Source organism: Lacrimispora xylanisolvens (assembly GCF_002934545.1).
Taxonomy (GTDB): Bacteria; Bacillota; Clostridia; order Lachnospirales; family Lachnospiraceae; genus Lacrimispora; species Lacrimispora xylanisolvens.
Genome location: NZ_PTJA01000013.1, coordinates 105,942 through 123,575, shown reverse-complemented (window position 1 = coordinate 123,575; position 17,634 = coordinate 105,942). Strand labels below are relative to the sequence as shown.

The 17,634-nt window shown below is 41.9% G+C and carries 16 protein-coding genes; 11 read left to right on the top strand and 5 right to left on the bottom strand.

Annotation, left to right across the window (positions count from 1 at the left end; all coding sequences use genetic code 11):
• The first annotated feature begins 10 nt into the window (after positions 1 to 10).
• Genes araA through BXY41_RS21075 form a run of 4 tightly spaced genes read left to right on the top strand, consistent with a single transcriptional unit; the run spans position 11 to position 4,967 of the window.
• Positions 11 to 1,504, top strand: a complete 1,494-nt coding sequence (araA, locus tag BXY41_RS21090) for an L-arabinose isomerase (protein ID WP_104438859.1) — start codon at positions 11 to 13, stop codon at positions 1,502 to 1,504.
• A 28-nt stretch (positions 1,505 to 1,532) separates the two neighbouring features.
• Positions 1,533 to 3,134 carry a xylulokinase gene (locus tag BXY41_RS21085; RefSeq protein WP_104438858.1) on the top strand — a complete coding sequence of 534 codons (1,602 nt, stop codon included), beginning with the start codon at positions 1,533 to 1,535 and terminating at the stop codon, positions 3,132 to 3,134.
• Between the two features lie 21 nt (positions 3,135 to 3,155).
• Positions 3,156 to 3,848 carry an L-ribulose-5-phosphate 4-epimerase gene (locus BXY41_RS21080; protein ID WP_104438857.1) on the top strand — a complete coding sequence of 231 codons (693 nt, stop codon included), beginning with the start codon at positions 3,156 to 3,158 and terminating at the stop codon, positions 3,846 to 3,848.
• 51 nt (positions 3,849 to 3,899) lie between these two features.
• A complete protein-coding gene (locus tag BXY41_RS21075; RefSeq protein ID WP_104438908.1) occupies positions 3,900 to 4,967 on the top strand; it encodes a GntR family transcriptional regulator in 1,068 nt (355 codons plus the stop codon).
• A gap of 4 nt (positions 4,968 to 4,971) precedes the next feature.
• Here BXY41_RS21075 and BXY41_RS21070 read toward each other — a convergent pair whose 3' ends face one another.
• Complete coding sequence (locus BXY41_RS21070) at positions 4,972 to 6,216, bottom strand: MFS transporter (RefSeq protein ID WP_242980297.1); 1,245 nt, start codon at positions 6,214 to 6,216, stop codon at positions 4,972 to 4,974.
• A 235-nt stretch (positions 6,217 to 6,451) separates the two neighbouring features.
• Here BXY41_RS21070 and BXY41_RS21065 point away from each other — a divergent pair, with 235 nt between their 5' ends.
• On the top strand, positions 6,452 to 7,267 hold the full coding sequence (locus BXY41_RS21065; RefSeq protein WP_104438855.1) for a helix-turn-helix transcriptional regulator: 816 nt from the start codon (positions 6,452 to 6,454) through the stop codon (positions 7,265 to 7,267).
• Positions 7,268 to 7,290: 23 nt separating this feature from the next.
• Here the strand turns inward: BXY41_RS21065 and BXY41_RS21060 are convergent, their stop codons facing one another.
• A complete protein-coding gene (locus tag BXY41_RS21060) occupies positions 7,291 to 8,136 on the bottom strand; it encodes a helix-turn-helix domain-containing protein (protein WP_104438854.1) in 846 nt (281 codons plus the stop codon).
• A 50-nt stretch (positions 8,137 to 8,186) separates the two neighbouring features.
• Complete coding sequence (locus tag BXY41_RS21055) at positions 8,187 to 8,762, bottom strand: hypothetical protein (RefSeq protein WP_104438853.1); 576 nt, start codon at positions 8,760 to 8,762, stop codon at positions 8,187 to 8,189.
• 267 nt (positions 8,763 to 9,029) lie between these two features.
• Here BXY41_RS21055 and BXY41_RS21050 point away from each other — a divergent pair, with 267 nt between their 5' ends.
• From BXY41_RS21050 to BXY41_RS21025, 6 genes are all read left to right on the top strand, one after another.
• A complete protein-coding gene (locus BXY41_RS21050) occupies positions 9,030 to 9,551 on the top strand; it encodes a hypothetical protein (protein WP_104438852.1) in 522 nt (173 codons plus the stop codon).
• 202 nt (positions 9,552 to 9,753) lie between these two features.
• Complete coding sequence (locus BXY41_RS21045; protein ID WP_104438851.1) at positions 9,754 to 10,281, top strand: serine O-acetyltransferase; 528 nt, start codon at positions 9,754 to 9,756, stop codon at positions 10,279 to 10,281.
• A gap of 191 nt (positions 10,282 to 10,472) precedes the next feature.
• A complete protein-coding gene (locus BXY41_RS21040) occupies positions 10,473 to 11,024 on the top strand; it encodes a Type 1 glutamine amidotransferase-like domain-containing protein (RefSeq protein ID WP_104438850.1) in 552 nt (183 codons plus the stop codon).
• Positions 11,025 to 11,346: 322 nt separating this feature from the next.
• The gene (locus tag BXY41_RS21035) at positions 11,347 to 12,036 is read left to right on the top strand and encodes a LysM peptidoglycan-binding domain-containing protein (protein WP_242980296.1); all 690 of its coding nucleotides are present in this window, start codon (positions 11,347 to 11,349) and stop codon (positions 12,034 to 12,036) included.
• 141 nt (positions 12,037 to 12,177) lie between these two features.
• Positions 12,178 to 15,231 (top strand): glycoside hydrolase family 2 TIM barrel-domain containing protein, encoded by a 3,054-nt coding sequence (locus BXY41_RS21030; protein WP_104438848.1) that lies wholly within the window; start codon positions 12,178 to 12,180, stop codon positions 15,229 to 15,231.
• A 76-nt stretch (positions 15,232 to 15,307) separates the two neighbouring features.
• Positions 15,308 to 15,853 (top strand): xylulokinase, encoded by a 546-nt coding sequence (locus BXY41_RS21025; protein ID WP_278321433.1) that lies wholly within the window; start codon positions 15,308 to 15,310, stop codon positions 15,851 to 15,853.
• A gap of 96 nt (positions 15,854 to 15,949) precedes the next feature.
• On the opposite strand, the gene BXY41_RS21020 is transcribed toward BXY41_RS21025, so the two are convergent.
• Positions 15,950 to 16,780 (bottom strand): class I SAM-dependent methyltransferase, encoded by an 831-nt coding sequence (locus BXY41_RS21020; protein ID WP_104438847.1) that lies wholly within the window; start codon positions 16,778 to 16,780, stop codon positions 15,950 to 15,952.
• A 295-nt stretch (positions 16,781 to 17,075) separates the two neighbouring features.
• Positions 17,076 to 17,594: an energy coupling factor transporter S component ThiW gene (gene thiW / locus BXY41_RS21015; protein ID WP_104438907.1), complete on the bottom strand. Its 519-nt coding sequence runs from the start codon at positions 17,592 to 17,594 to the stop codon at positions 17,076 to 17,078.
• Between the last annotated feature and the right edge of the window lie 40 nt (positions 17,595 to 17,634).

The window sequence follows — 17,634 nt, the reverse complement described above, 5'->3', positions numbered from 1 at the left end:
GGTTATACATATGAAACAAAAAGCGTATCAATTCTGGTTTGCAACAGGCTCTCAGGATCTTTACGGAGAAGCCTGCTTAAGAGATGTAGCAGAACATGCAGGAATTATAACCGGCAGGCTTAACGCCTCCGGCCTCCTGCCATATGAAGTGGTTTTAAAACCGGTGCTCATTGACAATGCTTCCATACGGTCTTTGTTCCGTCAGGCAAATGATGATGAGGACTGCGCAGGTGTCATTACCTGGATGCACACATTTTCCCCTGCAAAATCCTGGATCTTAGGCTTGCAGGAATACAGAAAACCTCTGCTCCATTTACATACCCAGTTTAACCAGGAAATCCCATATGATTCCATTGATATGGATTTCATGAACGAGAACCAGTCTGCCCACGGCGATCGGGAATTCGGACATATGGTGACCAGAATGGGAATAGTAAGAGAGGTAATTGCCGGTTTCTGGGATGATGATTCCGTAAAAAGAAGAATAGCTTCCTGGATGAGAACTGCAGTGGGAATTGTAGAAAGCAGCCATATCCGTGTAGTACGTTTTGCTGACAATATGCGAAACGTAGCAGTTACAGAAGGAGATAAGGTAGAGGCCCAGATGAAATTTGGCTGGGAGATCGATGCCTATCCGGTGAATGAAGTTGCAGATTATGTTTCAGATGTGAAAGCGGGAGACGTGTCTTCGCTCGTGGAAGAATATTATGACCGCTACGATATTTTGCTGGAGGGGAGAGATCCTGAAGAGTTTAAAAAACATGTGGCAGTTCAGGCCCGGATCGAGCTTGGATTTGAAGCATTTTTGAGAGAAAAGAATTATCAGGCAATCGTTACCCATTTCGGTGATTTAGGTTCCTTAAAACAGCTTCCCGGACTTGCGATTCAGCGTCTGATGGAAAAAGGGTACGGCTTCGGTGGAGAAGGAGACTGGAAAACAGCAGCCATGGTACGCTTAATGAAGCTGATGACAGAGGGGACTAAGGATGCAAAGGGAACTTCTTTTATGGAGGATTATACGTATAATCTTGTTCCAGGCAAGGAAGGGATTCTTCAGGCTCATATGCTGGAAGTCTGCCCGTCTATTGCAGAAGGAAAAGCAGGCATCAAGGTAAATCCATTGTCCATGGGAGACAGAGAAGATCCCGCAAGACTTGTATTTACTGCAAAAGAGGGCAGAGGAGTTGCTGCCTCCCTCATCGATCTGGGAAACCGTTTCCGCCTTATTATCAATACGGTTAATTGCAAAAAGGTGGAAAAACCCATGCCGAAGCTTCCAGTTGCTTCTGCATTCTGGACTCCGGAGCCAAACTTAATAACCGGCGCAGAATGCTGGATCCTGGCAGGCGGTGCCCATCATACGGCATTTACCTATGATCTGACAGCAAAACAACTGGGTGACTGGGCAGAAGCAATGGGAATTGAGGCTGTTTATATTGATGAAAACACAAATATCCGGGATTTTAAGAATGAACTGAGATGGAATTCGGTGGCATATCGCTGATACTGATAGAAAGTTTGAGGGGGTTTCTATGGATAACGAAAAATTAATAGCAGCAATCCGGGAAGGAAATACCGCACTGGGAATTGAACTGGGCTCCACCAGAATCAAGGCAGTCCTGGTAGACGAAAATCATAATCCCATTGCTTCCGGCGGTCATGACTGGGAAAACCGTTATGAAAACGGAATCTGGACCTATGGCATTGATGATATATGGGAAGGTGTTAAGGACAGCTACAGGAAGATGGCAGATGAAGTAAAGGAGAAGTACGGGGTAACGATTACTACCATCGGAGCTATTGGATTTTCTGCCATGATGCATGGATATATGGCATTTGACAAGAATGGAGAGTTACTGGTTCCGTTTCGGACCTGGAGAAATACCATGACGGAAGAGGCAGCAGGAAAACTGACGGAGCTGTTTTCGTTCCACATTCCTCAAAGATGGAGCATCGCCCATCTGTATCAGGCCATTTTAAATGGCGAGAGCCATGTTTCTGAAATCGATTATCTGATTACTCTGGAAGGATATGTTCACTGGAAGCTGACTGGGAAGAGAGTTCTTGGAATCGGTGACTGTGCCGGAATGTTTCCTGTGGACAGTGAGACAAAGGATTTTAATGAGCGGATGATCAGCCAGTTTGATGAACTTGTCTCTGACCGGAATCTGCCATGGAAATTAAGGGATATTATGCCTGAAGTTCTGACTGCAGGAGAAGACGCAGGTACTCTTACTGCAGAGGGAGCTGCCATGCTGGATGAAAGCGGCAATTTAAAGCCAGGAATTCCACTCTGCCCGCCGGAAGGTGATGCAGGAACCGGTATGACTGCCACCAACTCTGTAGCAAAGAGAACTGGTAACGTATCGGCAGGTACCAGTGTTTTTGCCATGGTCGTGCTGGAGAAGGAGCTTTCCAAAGTTTATGAAGAGCTTGATCTGGTTACCACACCGGCAGGAGATGCTGTTGCCATGGTACACTGCAACAACTGCACTTCTGATTTGAATGCATGGGTAGCTTTGTTTGAAGAGTTTGCCAATACCATGGGGATGAAACCGGATAAAAATGAACTTTTTACCGCACTTTATAGAAAAGCACTGGAAGGCGATAAAGATGGAGGCGGTCTTTTATCCTACGGCTATTTGTCAGGAGAACATATCACTCATTTTGAAGAGGGAAGACCATTATTTGTCCGAACTCCCAACAGCAGGTTTGACCTGGCAAACTTCATGAGAGTCCATCTTTATACGGCTTTGGGAGCCTTAAATATGGGCATGGAGATTCTGTTTAAAGAAGGTGTGAAGCTGGATGTGCTTCTGGGACACGGCGGCCTGTTTAAGACCAGAGAAACGGGGCAGAGAATCATGGCTGTAGCTGTGGGAGTTCCTGTTTCTGTTATGGAGACTGCCGGAGAAGGCGGAGCCTGGGGAGCAGCCCTGCTTGCATCATACCTGCTTCGTAAGAAGGAAGGCGAGTCTCTGGATCATTACTTATCTGACCGGGTGTTTAAGGATATGGCAGGTGAAACCATGGAACCGGATCCGGAAGATGTAACAGGATTTCAGACATTTATGGAACGGTATAAAAAGGGTCTTGCCATCGAACGGGCGGCTGTAGACAGCTTATACATATAGGGAAAGGATAAAGGCGATACGATGCTGGAAGAACTGAAATTAAGTGTATATGAAGCGAATATGGAATTGCCCCGGAGAGGGCTGATTACCTATACCTGGGGTAATGTCAGTGGCATTGACCGGGAAAAGGGGTTGTTTGTCATTAAACCCAGTGGAGTGGATTATGATAAGCTGAAACCGGAGGATATGGTGGTTATGGATTTAGACGGCAATCAGGTGGAGGGAGAATTAAATCCCTCCTCGGATACAGCCACCCATCTGGAACTGTACCGGGCATTTGAAAAGATTGGCGGAATAGTCCATACCCACTCCCCTATGGCTACCTCATGGGCTCAGGCCGGAAGAGCGCTGCCATGCTATGGCACTACCCATGCAGATTATTTCTATGGAGAGATTCCGTGTGCAAGAAACTTAACTCAGGAAGAGATTGATGAAGGATATGAGAAAAATACAGGAACAGTGATAATAGAAACCTTTCAGGGGATTGATCCTATGCATGTTCCGGCGGTATTGTGCAAAAACCATGGCCCCTTTACCTGGGGAACTGATGCCGCCAATGCAGTTCACAATGCGGTGGTATTAGAAGAAATTGCAAAAATGAATTTGATGACAGAGCTGTTAAATACAGCAGTAAAGCCAGCACCCCAGTCCTTGCAGGATAAGCATTTTATGAGAAAGCACGGACCGGATGCCTATTATGGGCAGAAAAAATAACAAGGAGTCCTTACCGTGTCGGACAGTGGAAAAACAAAGTATTACGTATTAATGGAAGAACTGAAAAAAGAGATTATCTCCGGAGAGAAGAAGCCGGGAGACCGCCTTCCTTCGGAGAATCAGCTTTCGGAAGTTTACCATATCAGCCGTCATACGGTGAGAAAAGCCCTGTCCATCCTGGAGCAGGAAGGCTACATTGAAGCGGAACATGGCAGAGGTACCTTCGTGTCCAGAAAAGCGGGAAGGAAAAAAGGGTCGGGCAATATAGCGGTAATTACTACCTATTTGTCCGACTATATTTTCCCGCGGCTGATTCAGGGAATCGATCAGGTGCTGACGGAGAATGGTTATAGTATTATTATTAAAAATACAGGAAACAGCAGATTAAAAGAAAGCAGATGTTTAGAAGAAATCCTGGAAAAGGATGTGGACGGGCTCATTATTGAACCAAGCAAAAGTGAGATTCTCTGCGGGCACAGGGGACTGTATGACAAGCTGGATTTTTACAAAATACCTTATGTATTTATACAGGGCTACTATGCCCAGATGAAAAGCAAACCCCATATCAGGCTTGATGACTGTATGGGTGGATATCTGGTGACAAAGTATCTCCTTGATCTGGGGCATAAGCATATACTGGGGATTTTTAAGGCGGATGACAGCCAGGGAAGGGACAGGCACAAAGGTTTTGTAAAGGCTCTTCAGGAAAGCGGGTTTTCCTATGATCCGGATATGGTGATCTGGTATCATACGGAGGACCGGTCTGCCAAGCCTTCTGAGGCTTTAAAGATTATGCTGGAGGAGAAGATTCCTGTTGACGGGATTGCCTGCTATAACGATCAGATTGCCTTTGAGGTCATTAAGACCATACAGAAAGAAGGAATTTCTGTACCGGAAGAGATATCTGTCACTGGGTATGACAATTCTTTCATAGCAGAAAATGGTATGGTAAAGCTGACCACCATTGCACACCCCCAGGAACGGCTGGGGGCAATGGCGGCTGAACTGCTTTTGGAAAAGATTCATGGAATTCCAGACGAAGAAAGCCGGGTGGAACGGGTATTAAAGCCGGTGCTTGTGATCCGGGAGTCCTGCAAAGACCGGAGAAAGGATCAGTAACCGGTTAGTATTTCTTCAGTTTTCCCATATAAAGAACGCAGCCCAGTATTAAGGAACCGGACAGCAGGAAGAGAATCTGCATGCCGCTGACTGGCAGATTCCCGATTTGAAAGGATGGGAGTATGGTCAGTAAACTGGCGCCTAAGAGGGTGGATAAGAAGCCGCAGAGCCCCGCATAGGATGAATTGGCACTGACGTATAAAACCCGTTTATCTTCCGGTGCATAATGATATTGCAGATTAAATACGGAAATTGCAATTCCGCCCCACGCAGCTCCGGATAAGGCCTGTAAGACTGGCTGGAGGGTATAGCAGGTATCCGGTGTCATAAAGAGCCAGCTGATATGGATAAATCCAAGCAGTCCCATGGAAAGTCTGCCGGCAAGAAGCCAGGAGGTGGCATCAGCCAGTTTTCCCCAAAGCCAGGCAGCCAGAATCCGGACGGTGGATGAAATCAGTCCAAGGAATGTGATATAAGTATAATCCATCTTCAACCCGGTAACCATGTATACACTGAAAAAAGGACCTGCAATCTGCAGCGCCAGGTTCCAGAATACATAGGTGATCATAACCTTCCGGTATTTTATGTCAGCGATGGGAGCAAGAAGAACATCCTTTAGCTTCTGTTTATGGGGAGTACTTTCCGGTTCCTTTATGGATAGCAGGCACCAGAAGTCTGTGCACGCAATCAGAAGAACGGTGGCCCCTACTACCAGAAAACCGGTCTGTTCCATGGAGTTATTTCGAAACCAGTCCATGACTCTACCCATGATAAGGCTTAAAACAGTGGAGAAAGCAAAGGCAAAGGAGTCTTTTTTGCCAAGATAATCTCCCCTGATATTCTGGGGAACCAGCTGGAGTATCCAGTTGCCGGTTCCGGTACCGATGGATGCACCAAAGAAGTGGGCGATTCCATAGAGAATAACCACTGCTGTCAGGCGAATGACCGGTTGTGTGATAAATAACGGCAGAAAAAACATCAGTGAAAGCAGCAGCCTGTGAACGAAGGAAAAACCAACGATCAGTCCTTTTCTTCTCCTGAGGCTTTCTAAAAGAATGGAAGAAAACATCTGAAGGCTGCAAAGAAGAATTGGAATGGAACCAATGATGCCGTTTAAAGAGTCTTCAGCTCCCAATGAGCTGGCGTATCCGGAGAGAAATGCACCTGTGGTGAGTGTAACGATTCCATTGGCGCAGCATCCTTCCGCAATAAAAAGATTTCGTCCTTTTGAAAAATCTGCAGCTGTCATAGGCGTTGTTTCCTTGCTGGAAAACGCCGTTTTTTTTCTTATCAGGTCTGTAACCATTATATATAAACGGCAAATCTGCCGTGTTCCCCTTTTCTTTTATTCGTAGATCTGCTATCCTTTTTATAGAAATAAAAATACTTTCTCTATATTGCCAGTTTGAGTCAAAGGATACAAGAGGAAAAAGAAGCGAAAAACTGGATGATTCCGACTTGAAGACGACAGAGGGGGGCGACACATGGAACATTACTTACATCTAAAGGCAGTTCTTCCAGTAAGAGCATTAAATGCAGGATATCTGGTTACAGGGGGCAAGGGACGGCACGCAGACCGTGTTATGGATTCCTTTGAAATAATATATGTCAATTCCGGTGTGCTTGGAATTGCGGAGGAAGATGTGGAATATGAAGTGGAAGAGGGGGAGGCCCTGATTTTATTTCCTGGCAGACATCACTGGGGAACCAGGGAATTTGGCAAGGACTTGAATTTTTACTGGCTTCATTTCCATTTGGAAGAGAAGGCAGAAGAGACGGGAACAGATATTATGTCCCTTCCCCAGCTCATACGGATCGGAAAGCCCCAGCAGTTTGAGGAACTGTTTCGCCGGTTTATTAAGAGGCAGAACGTATGCAGGGAGGACAGAACTATTTTAAATCTGGTTTTGTTAGAACTGCTTTGCGAGCTGAGTGATTCTCTTTCTCCCATGGAAATTAACGGACAAAAAGTGCTTTTGGCCAACCAGGCAGGACAGTATATTAAGAATCATATAAAAGAACCATTATCTGCCTCCATATTGGCGGAAAAGCTGGAATGCAGTCCGGATTATTTAGGGAGAACCTATCATGCAGTTTACGGGAAGACCCTGACGGAAGGAATCCATGAAGCACGGCTTAACAAGGCATGCAGAATGCTGATTGAGACGAATCTGACAGGAAGTGAGATTGCTTACCGGTGCGGATATGAAGACGTGGATTATTTCAGAAGGATATTTAAAAAATATATGGGTATGACAGCCAAGGAATACCGGCAGACCTATAGTGTCATTGAACGATAGAAAAAAGGCGGCAGGGGATACATTTACCTTGCCGCTTTTCTGTATTCAGCCGGAGAGACTCCGGCAGTTTTTTTGAAGATACGGCTGAAATAGAGCGGGTTTTCATAACCGATGATCCCACCTATTTCACCGATGCTGTAATCAGTACTTTCTAAGAGTTCCTTGGCTTTTTTAATCCGTATATCGGTTAGATACCTTCCAGGGGGCATTCCGGAATATTCCTTGAAACAACGGATGAACCAGCAGGTGCTCATATGAAGTTCTCTGGCATACGTCTCAACTTCGATATTATTTGCCAGATTTTCATGAAAAAAGCGGACTGCTTTTTCCATCTGTTTTTGAATTTCAGTTTTTTTAAATCCACCTTCTTCTCTGATTCGTCTGAGTAGGAGAAAAAGCTGTTTTAAGTAAAGGGCAGACAGCTCCTCAAAGGAAGGGCGGGTAAGTTGTATTTCCCGGATTACTGAAAGGAATAGTTCCTGGTATTTGGAAGATATACCGGTATACAGAATATGACTTTCATTAAAACCGGCTTCTTTGGTCAGAGTGGCAGACTCGCTGCCAGTAAAGTGTAGCCAGTAAACCTCCGTCTTATCATTTAGATAATAAGCATATTGCTGGGGGGTATGGGGAGGATATAAAACCATGCTGCCTTCTGAAACCTCGGTAACGGTTCCATTAAAGGTAAAAAAGGCTTTTCCTGACGCGATATAAAGGAGCTGATAATCAGAACGTCCGAGAGGACGAAAAGTTGACATAACATTGAGAGAAACCAGACGGTAGACTCCGCAACTGTTGACTCTTAATGGGACTTTCATATTTTCCAGTTCTTCTTCTGTCAAATTCATATAACCTGTGTTTGTATACATGAAGGGAAGCTCCTTTCACCCTTTTTCTGACAGCCTGAAAGAGGTCGTTTTTAACGTCTTATGTTGTACTCATCAGCAATACTATCTAATTTGGAATCAAAATCTTCATTAATACTTTCCATGCTTTCATTAAGATCAGTCACGGGATCTTTCGTTTCCGGATTATCTTTCTTTTTTGAAATCAGAGTATCGGTTGCGTAATCATAAAGGTCTACCGTTTCTTCATGTCCGGGTGCAATATAGTAAGTGTGATTATTTTCATTGTTTTCCACATAGAGAACAGCCCAGTGATCAGTGAGGCCGATGTAAGAACAGGTACATTTTAGTTTATATAGATCCGTTGTTAATATAACATCTAAAAAGATGGTATCGGAATCTATTTTTTCAACATTTTTATAGTAAGCATCTGAAACTTCCGAGATTCCAAGAATGGCCACACACTCGTTCAGCTTTTTCTTGAGATAATCTAAATTTGGTAAATCTTGTGTATTCATTTCTGAATCGTCTGTTGAAGATTCCTCGGTAACACGTTCTGCAGCAGATGTTTGCATTTCTTTCTGCAGGGTTGCTTTTGAACAGCCTGATAATAGGAAGCACACTCCTATAATTATGATACATTTTTTCACATTCATTTCCCCCATAGTCGAATAAGATGATAAAACAGCGTAATTACCTGTTATTGTATCATTTTATCCATGGTTTGTCTAATGCGACAAAACCCAGTATGATTTTATTGTTTGACTGCATTTTGACTGCATCATAGTAAGCTTCAATATCGAGTGACCAAGGAGGTACTGGGCTTGTTTAATATTGATAGTTAGTAGTGTTTGCTATATTATTAATTAGAGCAAATCAAAGTTTGCTATACAGACGTGTAAAGGAGGATACTACATATGAATGTATTTGAGTTAACACCGACTACTATTCCAGCAGTTGCTCACCTTATGTGTACTATAAAACCAGACTGGTGGGATTATAATGGTGCTTATGGACAATTGAGCAATATTGATGAGACCATCAAAACAGTGGGTTGGTATCTTGGAGAGGATATTGACCATCCACAAGGTTGGATTTTATGTAGAGAATTAATAGGGTACAGCGCACTCGATCTTGAGTGTAGCGGATTTAATGATAACGGTTCATTTAAGTTAGAGCATAAGCTTGGAGAATTGTTTGATGTTGCTGAAAAATATGCTCGTGAAAAAGGCTATATGACATTTAGAAGTGGAATTAGTTCTGTTGGATTTAACATTCATGGTCAAGAAATAAGAAATATCCCAAAAGCAATAGAGGAACTTGCCAGCGATCGCATTGATTATAAATGGTATCTTAAAAACGGATTTCGCGTAATTGGAATACAGTCCAATGCATATGATAAAGGATTTCATCTTATTATGCTTGGTAAAGAAATTTAATCACTCAAAATGTCAAATTTAATCATGTTGATTACGAACTACTAACTATCAGTCATTAAGTTAGTAGTTTTTTCTGCAGTAATTTATTCAATAAAACTGGAATTTAAGTGATTACTGTACGTTGAAAACTTAATATTGATAGTAAGTAGTGATTGGTGTATCCTTAATTAAGAAATTCAATAATTATGGAGGAGAAACATATATGTTTGATGAATTGTTTAAAAAGAATTGCTTTTCAATTGATGAAAAAGAGAAGCAAGATGCGGCGGATCAATTGGAACAGCTATATGGTTGCCAAATTAGCGCGATAGAGATGGCTGAAAGTGTTTTGTTTGCACATCATGCAAAGGGGTGCACTATTGTTGCAGCAAAGATATGTGAAAATGTAGTTATCTATCAAAATGTTACTATTGGCTCAAACCTAAAATATAATAAGCGAACAAATGAATGGGAGAATGTTGGGAATCCAGTTATTGGAAAAAATGTTGTCATTTCCGATGGCGCTAAAATTTTAGGTCCAGTAATTATAGGTGACGGTACTGTTATAGGCGCTGGTGCGATTATTACAAAAAGTATACCCCCAAATAGTATTGCGTACGGTGTAAATCAATATAAACCCAAAGATCCTGACTACGATTTGGTTTTTTATAAAAATATGATTGAACCGGAAAAGATTGTTGCTGCATGTAATACTTTGATTGCAGAGTATGAGTCACATTGTTGTGATTAAACTATTACAAATTGCAATTAAACTACTAACTGTTTGTATTTAGTTAGTAGTTTTTTTGTGCAAATAATTAGTCGTGCAAACTGAAATTTTCGTAAATGCCTTTCGAATTATTAGTCGATGGGTGTTTTCTTTTGGTAAATTTTGGTGTATTATGGAAGAACAATATATTAAATTGTGAGGTATGAGATAATATGAAAGTATTATTAACATCAGCAGGATTTGAAAATAAAAATATAGAGAAAATCTTTCTTAATCTTGTAAATAAAAATCCAGAACTGATAAAAGCATTGTTTATTCCTACGGCGGCAATATTTCCAGATGCTATAGCAGTTCTTCCGGAATGCATGAACGATTTAATAAATGCTGGCATTTTAAAAGAAAACATTGCTGTTTATGATTTGCATAATAAAATGTCTTGGGAAGAATTATGCGAATATGACGCATTATATTTTTGCGGAGGAGATCCTAAATATCTTTTAGATAGGATTAATGAAAATGGATTTAATATTCTTCTTAAAAAATATATTGATAATGACGGAGTATTTGTGGGAGTTAGTGCAGGCAGCATTATTACAGCTAAGAATTTACAAAACAACCTAGGGTATATCAATTGCAAAATATCTGTTCATTGTGAAAAAGGTACAGCCCCAGGTGAAATTAATACAAGCAATTCCGAAGATATATTATTAACAAATAGTCAAGCAATTGTTTTAACTGATGATTATTCAAGAATTATTGAGTAATTAAAGACAAAATAGAATCTGATTAGTACGATGAATTTTGGTAACAAACTTATACAATGTGAATCAACGCAGAGGCGGCCAACCCCGTCTCTTTTTTAATATAAAAAACAACACAAGTGAGGTGGTGAGGCTTGGCAAGAGCTCCAGATGAAAGAATTAAACAGGCAAAGGCCTAAATGGTATTACATTATAAATTTGGTTGCTTTTTTTACAAATAATCATACTAATAATTATAAATATAAATTATTAAGGTTGTGAATAAATGCCGCAATACCCGCTTAAAACAATTTGTTATAGAATATGTACAGGGGATACATTATTTTTGATCAGCCAGATGTTTGATACGACTATTGATGAAATCATGGCGGTTAATCCCGGATTAGATCCGGAAAATCTTACTGCCGGGCAAGTGATCTGCCTCAATCCGGGATTAAAATATTTTTCTTCAGAACGATATGATGCTAATGAAATAAGTAAGTCACAGGCGGACTTAAGTGATTATATACGTGGACTCTGGGAGCAGCATGTTACGTGGACCAGACTGACTATCTTGAGTATGGTATTTGACCTGCCAGATGTAGATATGGTCACAAACCGCCTGCTTAGAAATCCCAAAGACTTTGAAGCATTGCTGAGGCTTTTTTATGGAGATGAGAAAGCTTCCACATTTTCAGATCTGTTTACAAATCATCTTGTGATCGCTGCAGAACTTGTAAAGGCGGCCAAGGCCGGTGATAATAATGCTGCTGCAGATGCAGAAAAAAGATGGTATGCAAATGCTGATCAAATAGCTGATTTCCTTGCTGGTATCAACCCTTATTGGTCTCGGGAAGATTGGAAAGCAATGCTGTATAAGCATTTGGCAATGACTAAAGACGAAGCTGTTAACATTTTGACCGGTAAGTATTTGGAAAGCATTAATGGTTTTGATGAAATTGAAGAACAGGCTTTGGTAATGGCTGACATGATGACGAATGGGATTATAAATCAATTTCCAGATATTTTTAAATAAACAGATTTAAGAGACGGTCAGCTCCGTCTCTTTTCTTTTTTTATGCAGTATCATTTTGTGCATGTTTTGTCCAATCAAAGATATGGATTTTTTACTTCGTGATCTTATAATAGTAGGTATGAAAAGAAGGAGGAGTCGACTATGATCGTACCCAGACATTATGAAAATCTGCATCTGCTACATGAAAACACCATGCCACACAGAGCTTATTATATTCCGGCTTCCAAGCCCCAGTTTGATTTAACACAGGAGAGGGAGAAATCTGACCGGTTTTTTTTGTTAAACGGTAACTGGAAGTTCCGCTATTATGACAGCATTTATGATGTAAAAGAAGAATTTTTCCTGGAAGGCTTTGATACTTCCAGCTTTGATGAGATTCCGGTACCCGGCTGCTTTCAAAATTACGGCTATGATAAGCACCAGTATACCAATACCCGGTATCCGTTCCCCATGGACCCGCCTTATGTTCCGGCTGAGAATCCATGTGGTGCGTATGTCCATCATTTTGTCTATAAAAGAGAGGATGAGGCACCCAGAGCTTACTTAAACTTTGAGGGAGTGGATTCCTGTTTCTACATATGGTTAAACGGCAGCTACGTGGGATACAGCCAGGTTTCCCATGGAACCAGTGAGTTTGATGTTACTGGAGTAATCCGGGAGGGTGACAATACTCTTTCTGTCCTCGTTTTAAAATGGTGTGACGGAAGTTATCTGGAAGATCAGGATAAATTCCGTATGACCGGTATTTTCAGAGACGTATATCTGTTAAAGAGACCGGAAGAAGGTGTTTTTGATTATTTTCTGACTACCACTGTTGGAAACAACCAGGCACATGTCCAGGCAGCAATCACATTTAGCGGAAAAGAGATTCCGGTGAAAGTAACAGTAACTGACAGAGATGGGAATACGGTAGCCAGTAAAGAGGGATATCCTGTTGATGGTAAGATAGAGCTTGAGATAGAAAATCCGGTGCTCTGGAATGCAGAAAACCCATATCTTTATACAGTTATGTTTGAAACGGGACAGGAAGTGATTGTTGACCGTCTTGGAATCAGGGAAATCGCTATTCGCGATGGTGTGGTATACCTAAATGGAGAAAAAATCAAGTTTCATGGTGTAAACCGCCACGACAGTGATCCTGTTACCGGCTTTACAATCAGTCTGGATCAAATGAAACGTGATTTACGTCTGATGAAAGAGCATAATGTAAATGCTATCCGAACCAGTCATTATCCCAATGCGCCTCAGTTCTATCAGCTTTGCGATGAATACGGATTTTATGTCATTGATGAGGCAGATAATGAAAGCCATGGAACCGGTTATATCTATATGGCGAACCGCACCACAGAGGTTTGGAGAGACCGTTGGAACCGCGCTATCGCAGACAATCCGGAATTCACAGAGGCGACCGTTGACAGAACGAAGCTTTTGGTTGAACGGGATAAGAACCGTCCCTGCGTAGTGATCTGGTCTATGGGTAATGAATGTGCGTATGGCTGCACCTTTGAAGCAGCTCTTTCCTGGACAAAGTCTTATGATCCAACCAGACTTACTCACTATGAGGGTGCCAGATATATTGCTGTGGATAAAACCTACGATTTCTCCAATATCGATTTGTTCAGCCGTATGTATCCCAGTCTGGATGAAATTATCGAGTATACGAAACGGGAAACAGCAAAGCCATTTATTCTCTGTGAATACAGTCATGCCATGGGAAATGGACCTGGAGATTTAGAGGGATACTTCCAGGTGTTTGAACAGCACGACCGGGTATGCGGCGGTTTTGTTTGGGAATGGTGCGACCATGCAATTTATCAGGGCAGAACCATTGACGGAAAGCCTATGTATCTTTATGGAGGAGATCATGGGGAATATCCTCATGACGGTAATTTCTGTATGGATGGACTTGTCTATCCGGACAGAAGACCTCATACAGGCCTTATGGAATTTAAGAATGTAAATCGTCCGGTGCGGGTAGTTTCCTTTGATCAGAAGAAAAAAGAACTGACCCTTCATAATTACCTTCATTTTACCAACTTTAAAGAGTATGGATGCATTGGTTATGAGGTGAGCTGTGACGGAGAGGTAATAGCAAACGGAATGGTTGGAGAAACCGACATGCCTGAGCTTATGCCGCAGCAGGAGTGCAGACTTTCCCTGAACTTTGACGTTCCGGCAGCTGGTAAATGCTACTTAAAGATAAGCTATTATCTGAAAGAAAGCAATGCTCTTGTAAAAGCGGGAAGTCTTCTTGGTTTTGATGAGGTGCTTTTGGAAAATGCAGATATGAGAAACCAGAAAGCAGCTGCACTTTTAAAGAAGAAAGAAGAAAAGGGTGGATTTGAGGTTTGTGAAGATGACCGTTATATCCGTGTTAGCGGAAAAAGCTTTTTCTACACCTACAACAAATTAACCGGAACATTTCAGGAAATGAGCTTTAAAAATCATTCCATTCTGGAACGCCCTATGGAAATTAATATTTGGAGAGCACCTACGGATAATGACAGCGATATTAAAGGTAAATGGAAAGAGGCTCACTATCACCGTGCATCTTCCAGAGGATATGAAACCAGATGGGAAGAAACAGATGGCAACCTTGTAATTTCCACTGCTATGTCACTGGTAGCAGCACCAATACAGCGGATACTTATGATTGATGTAGCCTGGACCATTGGCGCAGATGGCGCCTTAAACGGAAGACTGAATGTAAAAAGAGATGTGGAGTTCCCCGAACTTCCACGATTTGGTCTCAGACTGTTCCTTCCAAAGCAGATGGGTCAGGTAACCTATTTCGGCCTTGGTCCTGTTGAAAACTATATTGATAAGAACCATGCCAGCTATCATGGTCTGTTCTCTTCCAGCGTAAAAGAGATGCATGAAGATTATTTAAGACCTCAGGAGAACGGAAGCAGAAGTGATTGTGACTTTGTAACCATAGAGGGCGGGGATTTGTCACTCTCTGTAGCAGCAGATAAAACCTTCTCATTCCACGCTTCCGAATATACCCAGGAGGAACTGACGGAGAAAGCTCATAATTATGAACTGATTCCTTCCGGTTACACAGAATTCTGCGTGGACTACAGACAGAACGGAATCGGATCAGAGAGCTGCGGACCAGAACTTCGGAAAGAATATATGTTTGTGGAAGAAGAATTTACATTTGAATTTACACTGGTGCCTGGAAGCAACCGGTGAGATTTCATGAAATAAATACGAAATGGTAGAAATGAGGGGAGGTGAATAAACACCTCCCCTCAGATTATTTTTCCCTATAAATGATGAATCCAGACCGGGATCCAACGGGATTTTCTTTTTTCCCTATCTTCTGGGTGAAAGAGCACCTTTGTGGAACAATTATGCCAGAGGAATGCTGATTGGAATGGGGCTGGACATGAAGCGGTCAGATCTAATCCGGTCCATTTTTGAAGGGACGTCCTATTCCCTTCGCCATGTAGTGGAAACAGTTAAAGAATCCGGTGCAAAAGCAGATGTGCTTCGTATTTGCGGTGGTGGAGCAAAGAGCCGTACATGGGCCCAGATCAAAGCCTCCATGCTAAAGATGCCTGTATATCTTCTGGATGAAACTTCGGGAGATGTTCCGGTGGGAGATGCATTGATTGTTGGACATAAGGTAGGAGTTTTTCCGGATCTTACCAAAGCAGTGGAACAGATTGTTAAAGTAAATGAGATTATTCAGCCAATCGATGAGTGGGTAAATGCATACGATAAGCTCTATCCATATTATGTGGAAATGTATCGAGATCTGGACAAGGATTTAAAAAGATTGAAAAGCACCGTAGACGGATTGCTTGTTTAGAACAGGGCATACATTCATCAGTTTCTGTTCTATGAGTTACGAATTTAATACAGAAAGATAGAGAGATGAGGGAGATGCATAAGCACCTCCCCCTTTTTATTTTTCTAAAATCACTGCAATTGTGCGGCTCTCGTTATTCCATGGAGTGCCACACACGTCTGAATATATACCGCATTCTTTAAATCCTGATTCTTTCACCTCTTTTAATAGTGTGCCTTCTGTATAATAAGTATTCCAGAGATGGTAAACGGAAGCCTCTGCACTGGATATAATAACGTATTGATCCAGTGTTGCATGTTCAGGATACTTACAGCATCTTTTTAGTTCAACATATCCATCCTCCCGCCAGAAGCCGTTTCTTTCCTGGATCTCCCATACCTGTTTTTCCTGGAAAGCATGGAACTCATTTATGGAAAAGGCGTCAAATAAGAATTTTCCCCCAGGCTTCAGATGATCATAAACCTGTTTTAAAACTATTTTTCTTTTCTCCGTAGAAAGAGCACCGTAATCGCAGTAAATCATAACGGCAAAATCAAACTTGGGGTTTAATTCAAGGGAAAGGTAGTTCTGATAAAAATAATTGATGTTCAAATTCTTTTTAGCTGCTGACTTTTTTGCGTAATCAATGGAACGAGAGGAAAAATCCACTCCGGTTACCTGATATCCGGCCCTTGAGAAGAATTCCCCATAAATTCCGGGACCGCACCCCAAGTCAAGCAGAAGGGGATAGTCTTTGGGCGGAACCGTGTCGGCAATCCATTTCGCTGATTTTTCAATAAAAGCCATTTTACGGCTGGCTCCATTAAATTCCGGATCCAGATGGGATTTTAGCATTTGCTTTGAGATGTATTCATCATCCCAAAAAGGAATACTGGTTTCCTGATATAATTCAGGACGTTTTAATAATTCTTTGATTTCATACAGCATAGTAAGGCCTCCTTAAAAATTGGTAAAAGAATAGCCGCGGAAATTACTCCGCGGCTATTCTTAAATAGAGAAAGAAAAGACTGAGAGTAAATAAAATCATAAAAGCAGACACGAAAATAAGGCTGAAAGATCAGCTTGTTATTTTTCATCTGTTTCGTTGATTTATTTACTCACTTCCAGCGATATCCATGCCGTGAATTCAAAACATCGGACATGCCGGGATTTCTTCACCTCTTTTATATTTGTTTACCTCTTAATCTTATTGCAGCAGGTACTTTTTGTCAACCAGAAGCCATCAGCTAATGAGCTGTCGCAGATAGGAGAGCAGTCCAAGTCTGCGAAATGTTTCTAATAAGAATGCGGCAAATACAGTTCCGCATACAGTGCTCATCAAAAAAGGAATTACAAAGAAGTAAACCGCAACATCCTTGCCAAGTATCAGCGTCGCAACCGGATAGCAGAGAATTGCTCCGATGAGCCCTGTCCCGGTAATTTCTCCTACGTAAGCCCATAGAAGTTTTCCGGTCTTTTGAAACAGAAGCGCACTGAAAATTGCCCCTACCATGCTTCCTGGAAATGCAAGAAGGGTTCCGGTACCGGATAAGTTTCTGATCAGAGATGAGGTAAATGCCATGGCAACACCGTAAGTGGGGCCTAAAAATACTCCTGCAAGGACATTTACCAGGTGCTGAATGGGAAAGCATTTAGAGGCACCAATGGGAATGGAAAAGCCGGAAAGTGTAACAGTAAGTGCCACAAGCATTCCACTTGCTGCCAGTTTTTTTATTGTAACTCCCGAAGATATCCGGGCCATGGCTGTTTTGCCCGAGTCTGTTTTTGAATACATGTCTTTA

Excerpts from the sequence above, each read along its gene's own strand:
- araA (WP_104438859.1), top strand. The coding sequence starts at position 11 with ATGAAACAAAAAGCGTATCAATTCTGGTTTGCAACAGGCTCTCAGGAT.
- BXY41_RS21085 (WP_104438858.1), top strand. The coding sequence starts at position 1,533 with ATGGATAACGAAAAATTAATAGCAGCAATCCGGGAAGGAAATACCGCA.
- BXY41_RS21080 (WP_104438857.1), top strand. The coding sequence starts at position 3,156 with ATGCTGGAAGAACTGAAATTAAGTGTATATGAAGCGAATATGGAATTG.
- BXY41_RS21075 (WP_104438908.1), top strand. The coding sequence starts at position 3,900 with ATGGAAGAACTGAAAAAAGAGATTATCTCCGGAGAGAAGAAGCCGGGA.
- BXY41_RS21070 (WP_242980297.1), bottom strand. The coding sequence starts at position 6,216 with ATGACAGCTGCAGATTTTTCAAAAGGACGAAATCTTTTTATTGCGGAA.
- BXY41_RS21065 (WP_104438855.1), top strand. The coding sequence starts at position 6,452 with ATGGAACATTACTTACATCTAAAGGCAGTTCTTCCAGTAAGAGCATTA.
- BXY41_RS21060 (WP_104438854.1), bottom strand. The coding sequence starts at position 8,136 with ATGTATACAAACACAGGTTATATGAATTTGACAGAAGAAGAACTGGAA.
- BXY41_RS21050 (WP_104438852.1), top strand. The coding sequence starts at position 9,030 with ATGAATGTATTTGAGTTAACACCGACTACTATTCCAGCAGTTGCTCAC.
- BXY41_RS21045 (WP_104438851.1), top strand. The coding sequence starts at position 9,754 with ATGTTTGATGAATTGTTTAAAAAGAATTGCTTTTCAATTGATGAAAAA.
- BXY41_RS21040 (WP_104438850.1), top strand. The coding sequence starts at position 10,473 with ATGAAAGTATTATTAACATCAGCAGGATTTGAAAATAAAAATATAGAG.
- BXY41_RS21030 (WP_104438848.1), top strand. The coding sequence starts at position 12,178 with ATGATCGTACCCAGACATTATGAAAATCTGCATCTGCTACATGAAAAC.
- BXY41_RS21020 (WP_104438847.1), bottom strand. The coding sequence starts at position 16,780 with ATGCTGTATGAAATCAAAGAATTATTAAAACGTCCTGAATTATATCAG.
- thiW (WP_104438907.1), bottom strand. The coding sequence starts at position 17,594 with ATGGCCCGGATATCTTCGGGAGTTACAATAAAAAAACTGGCAGCAAGT.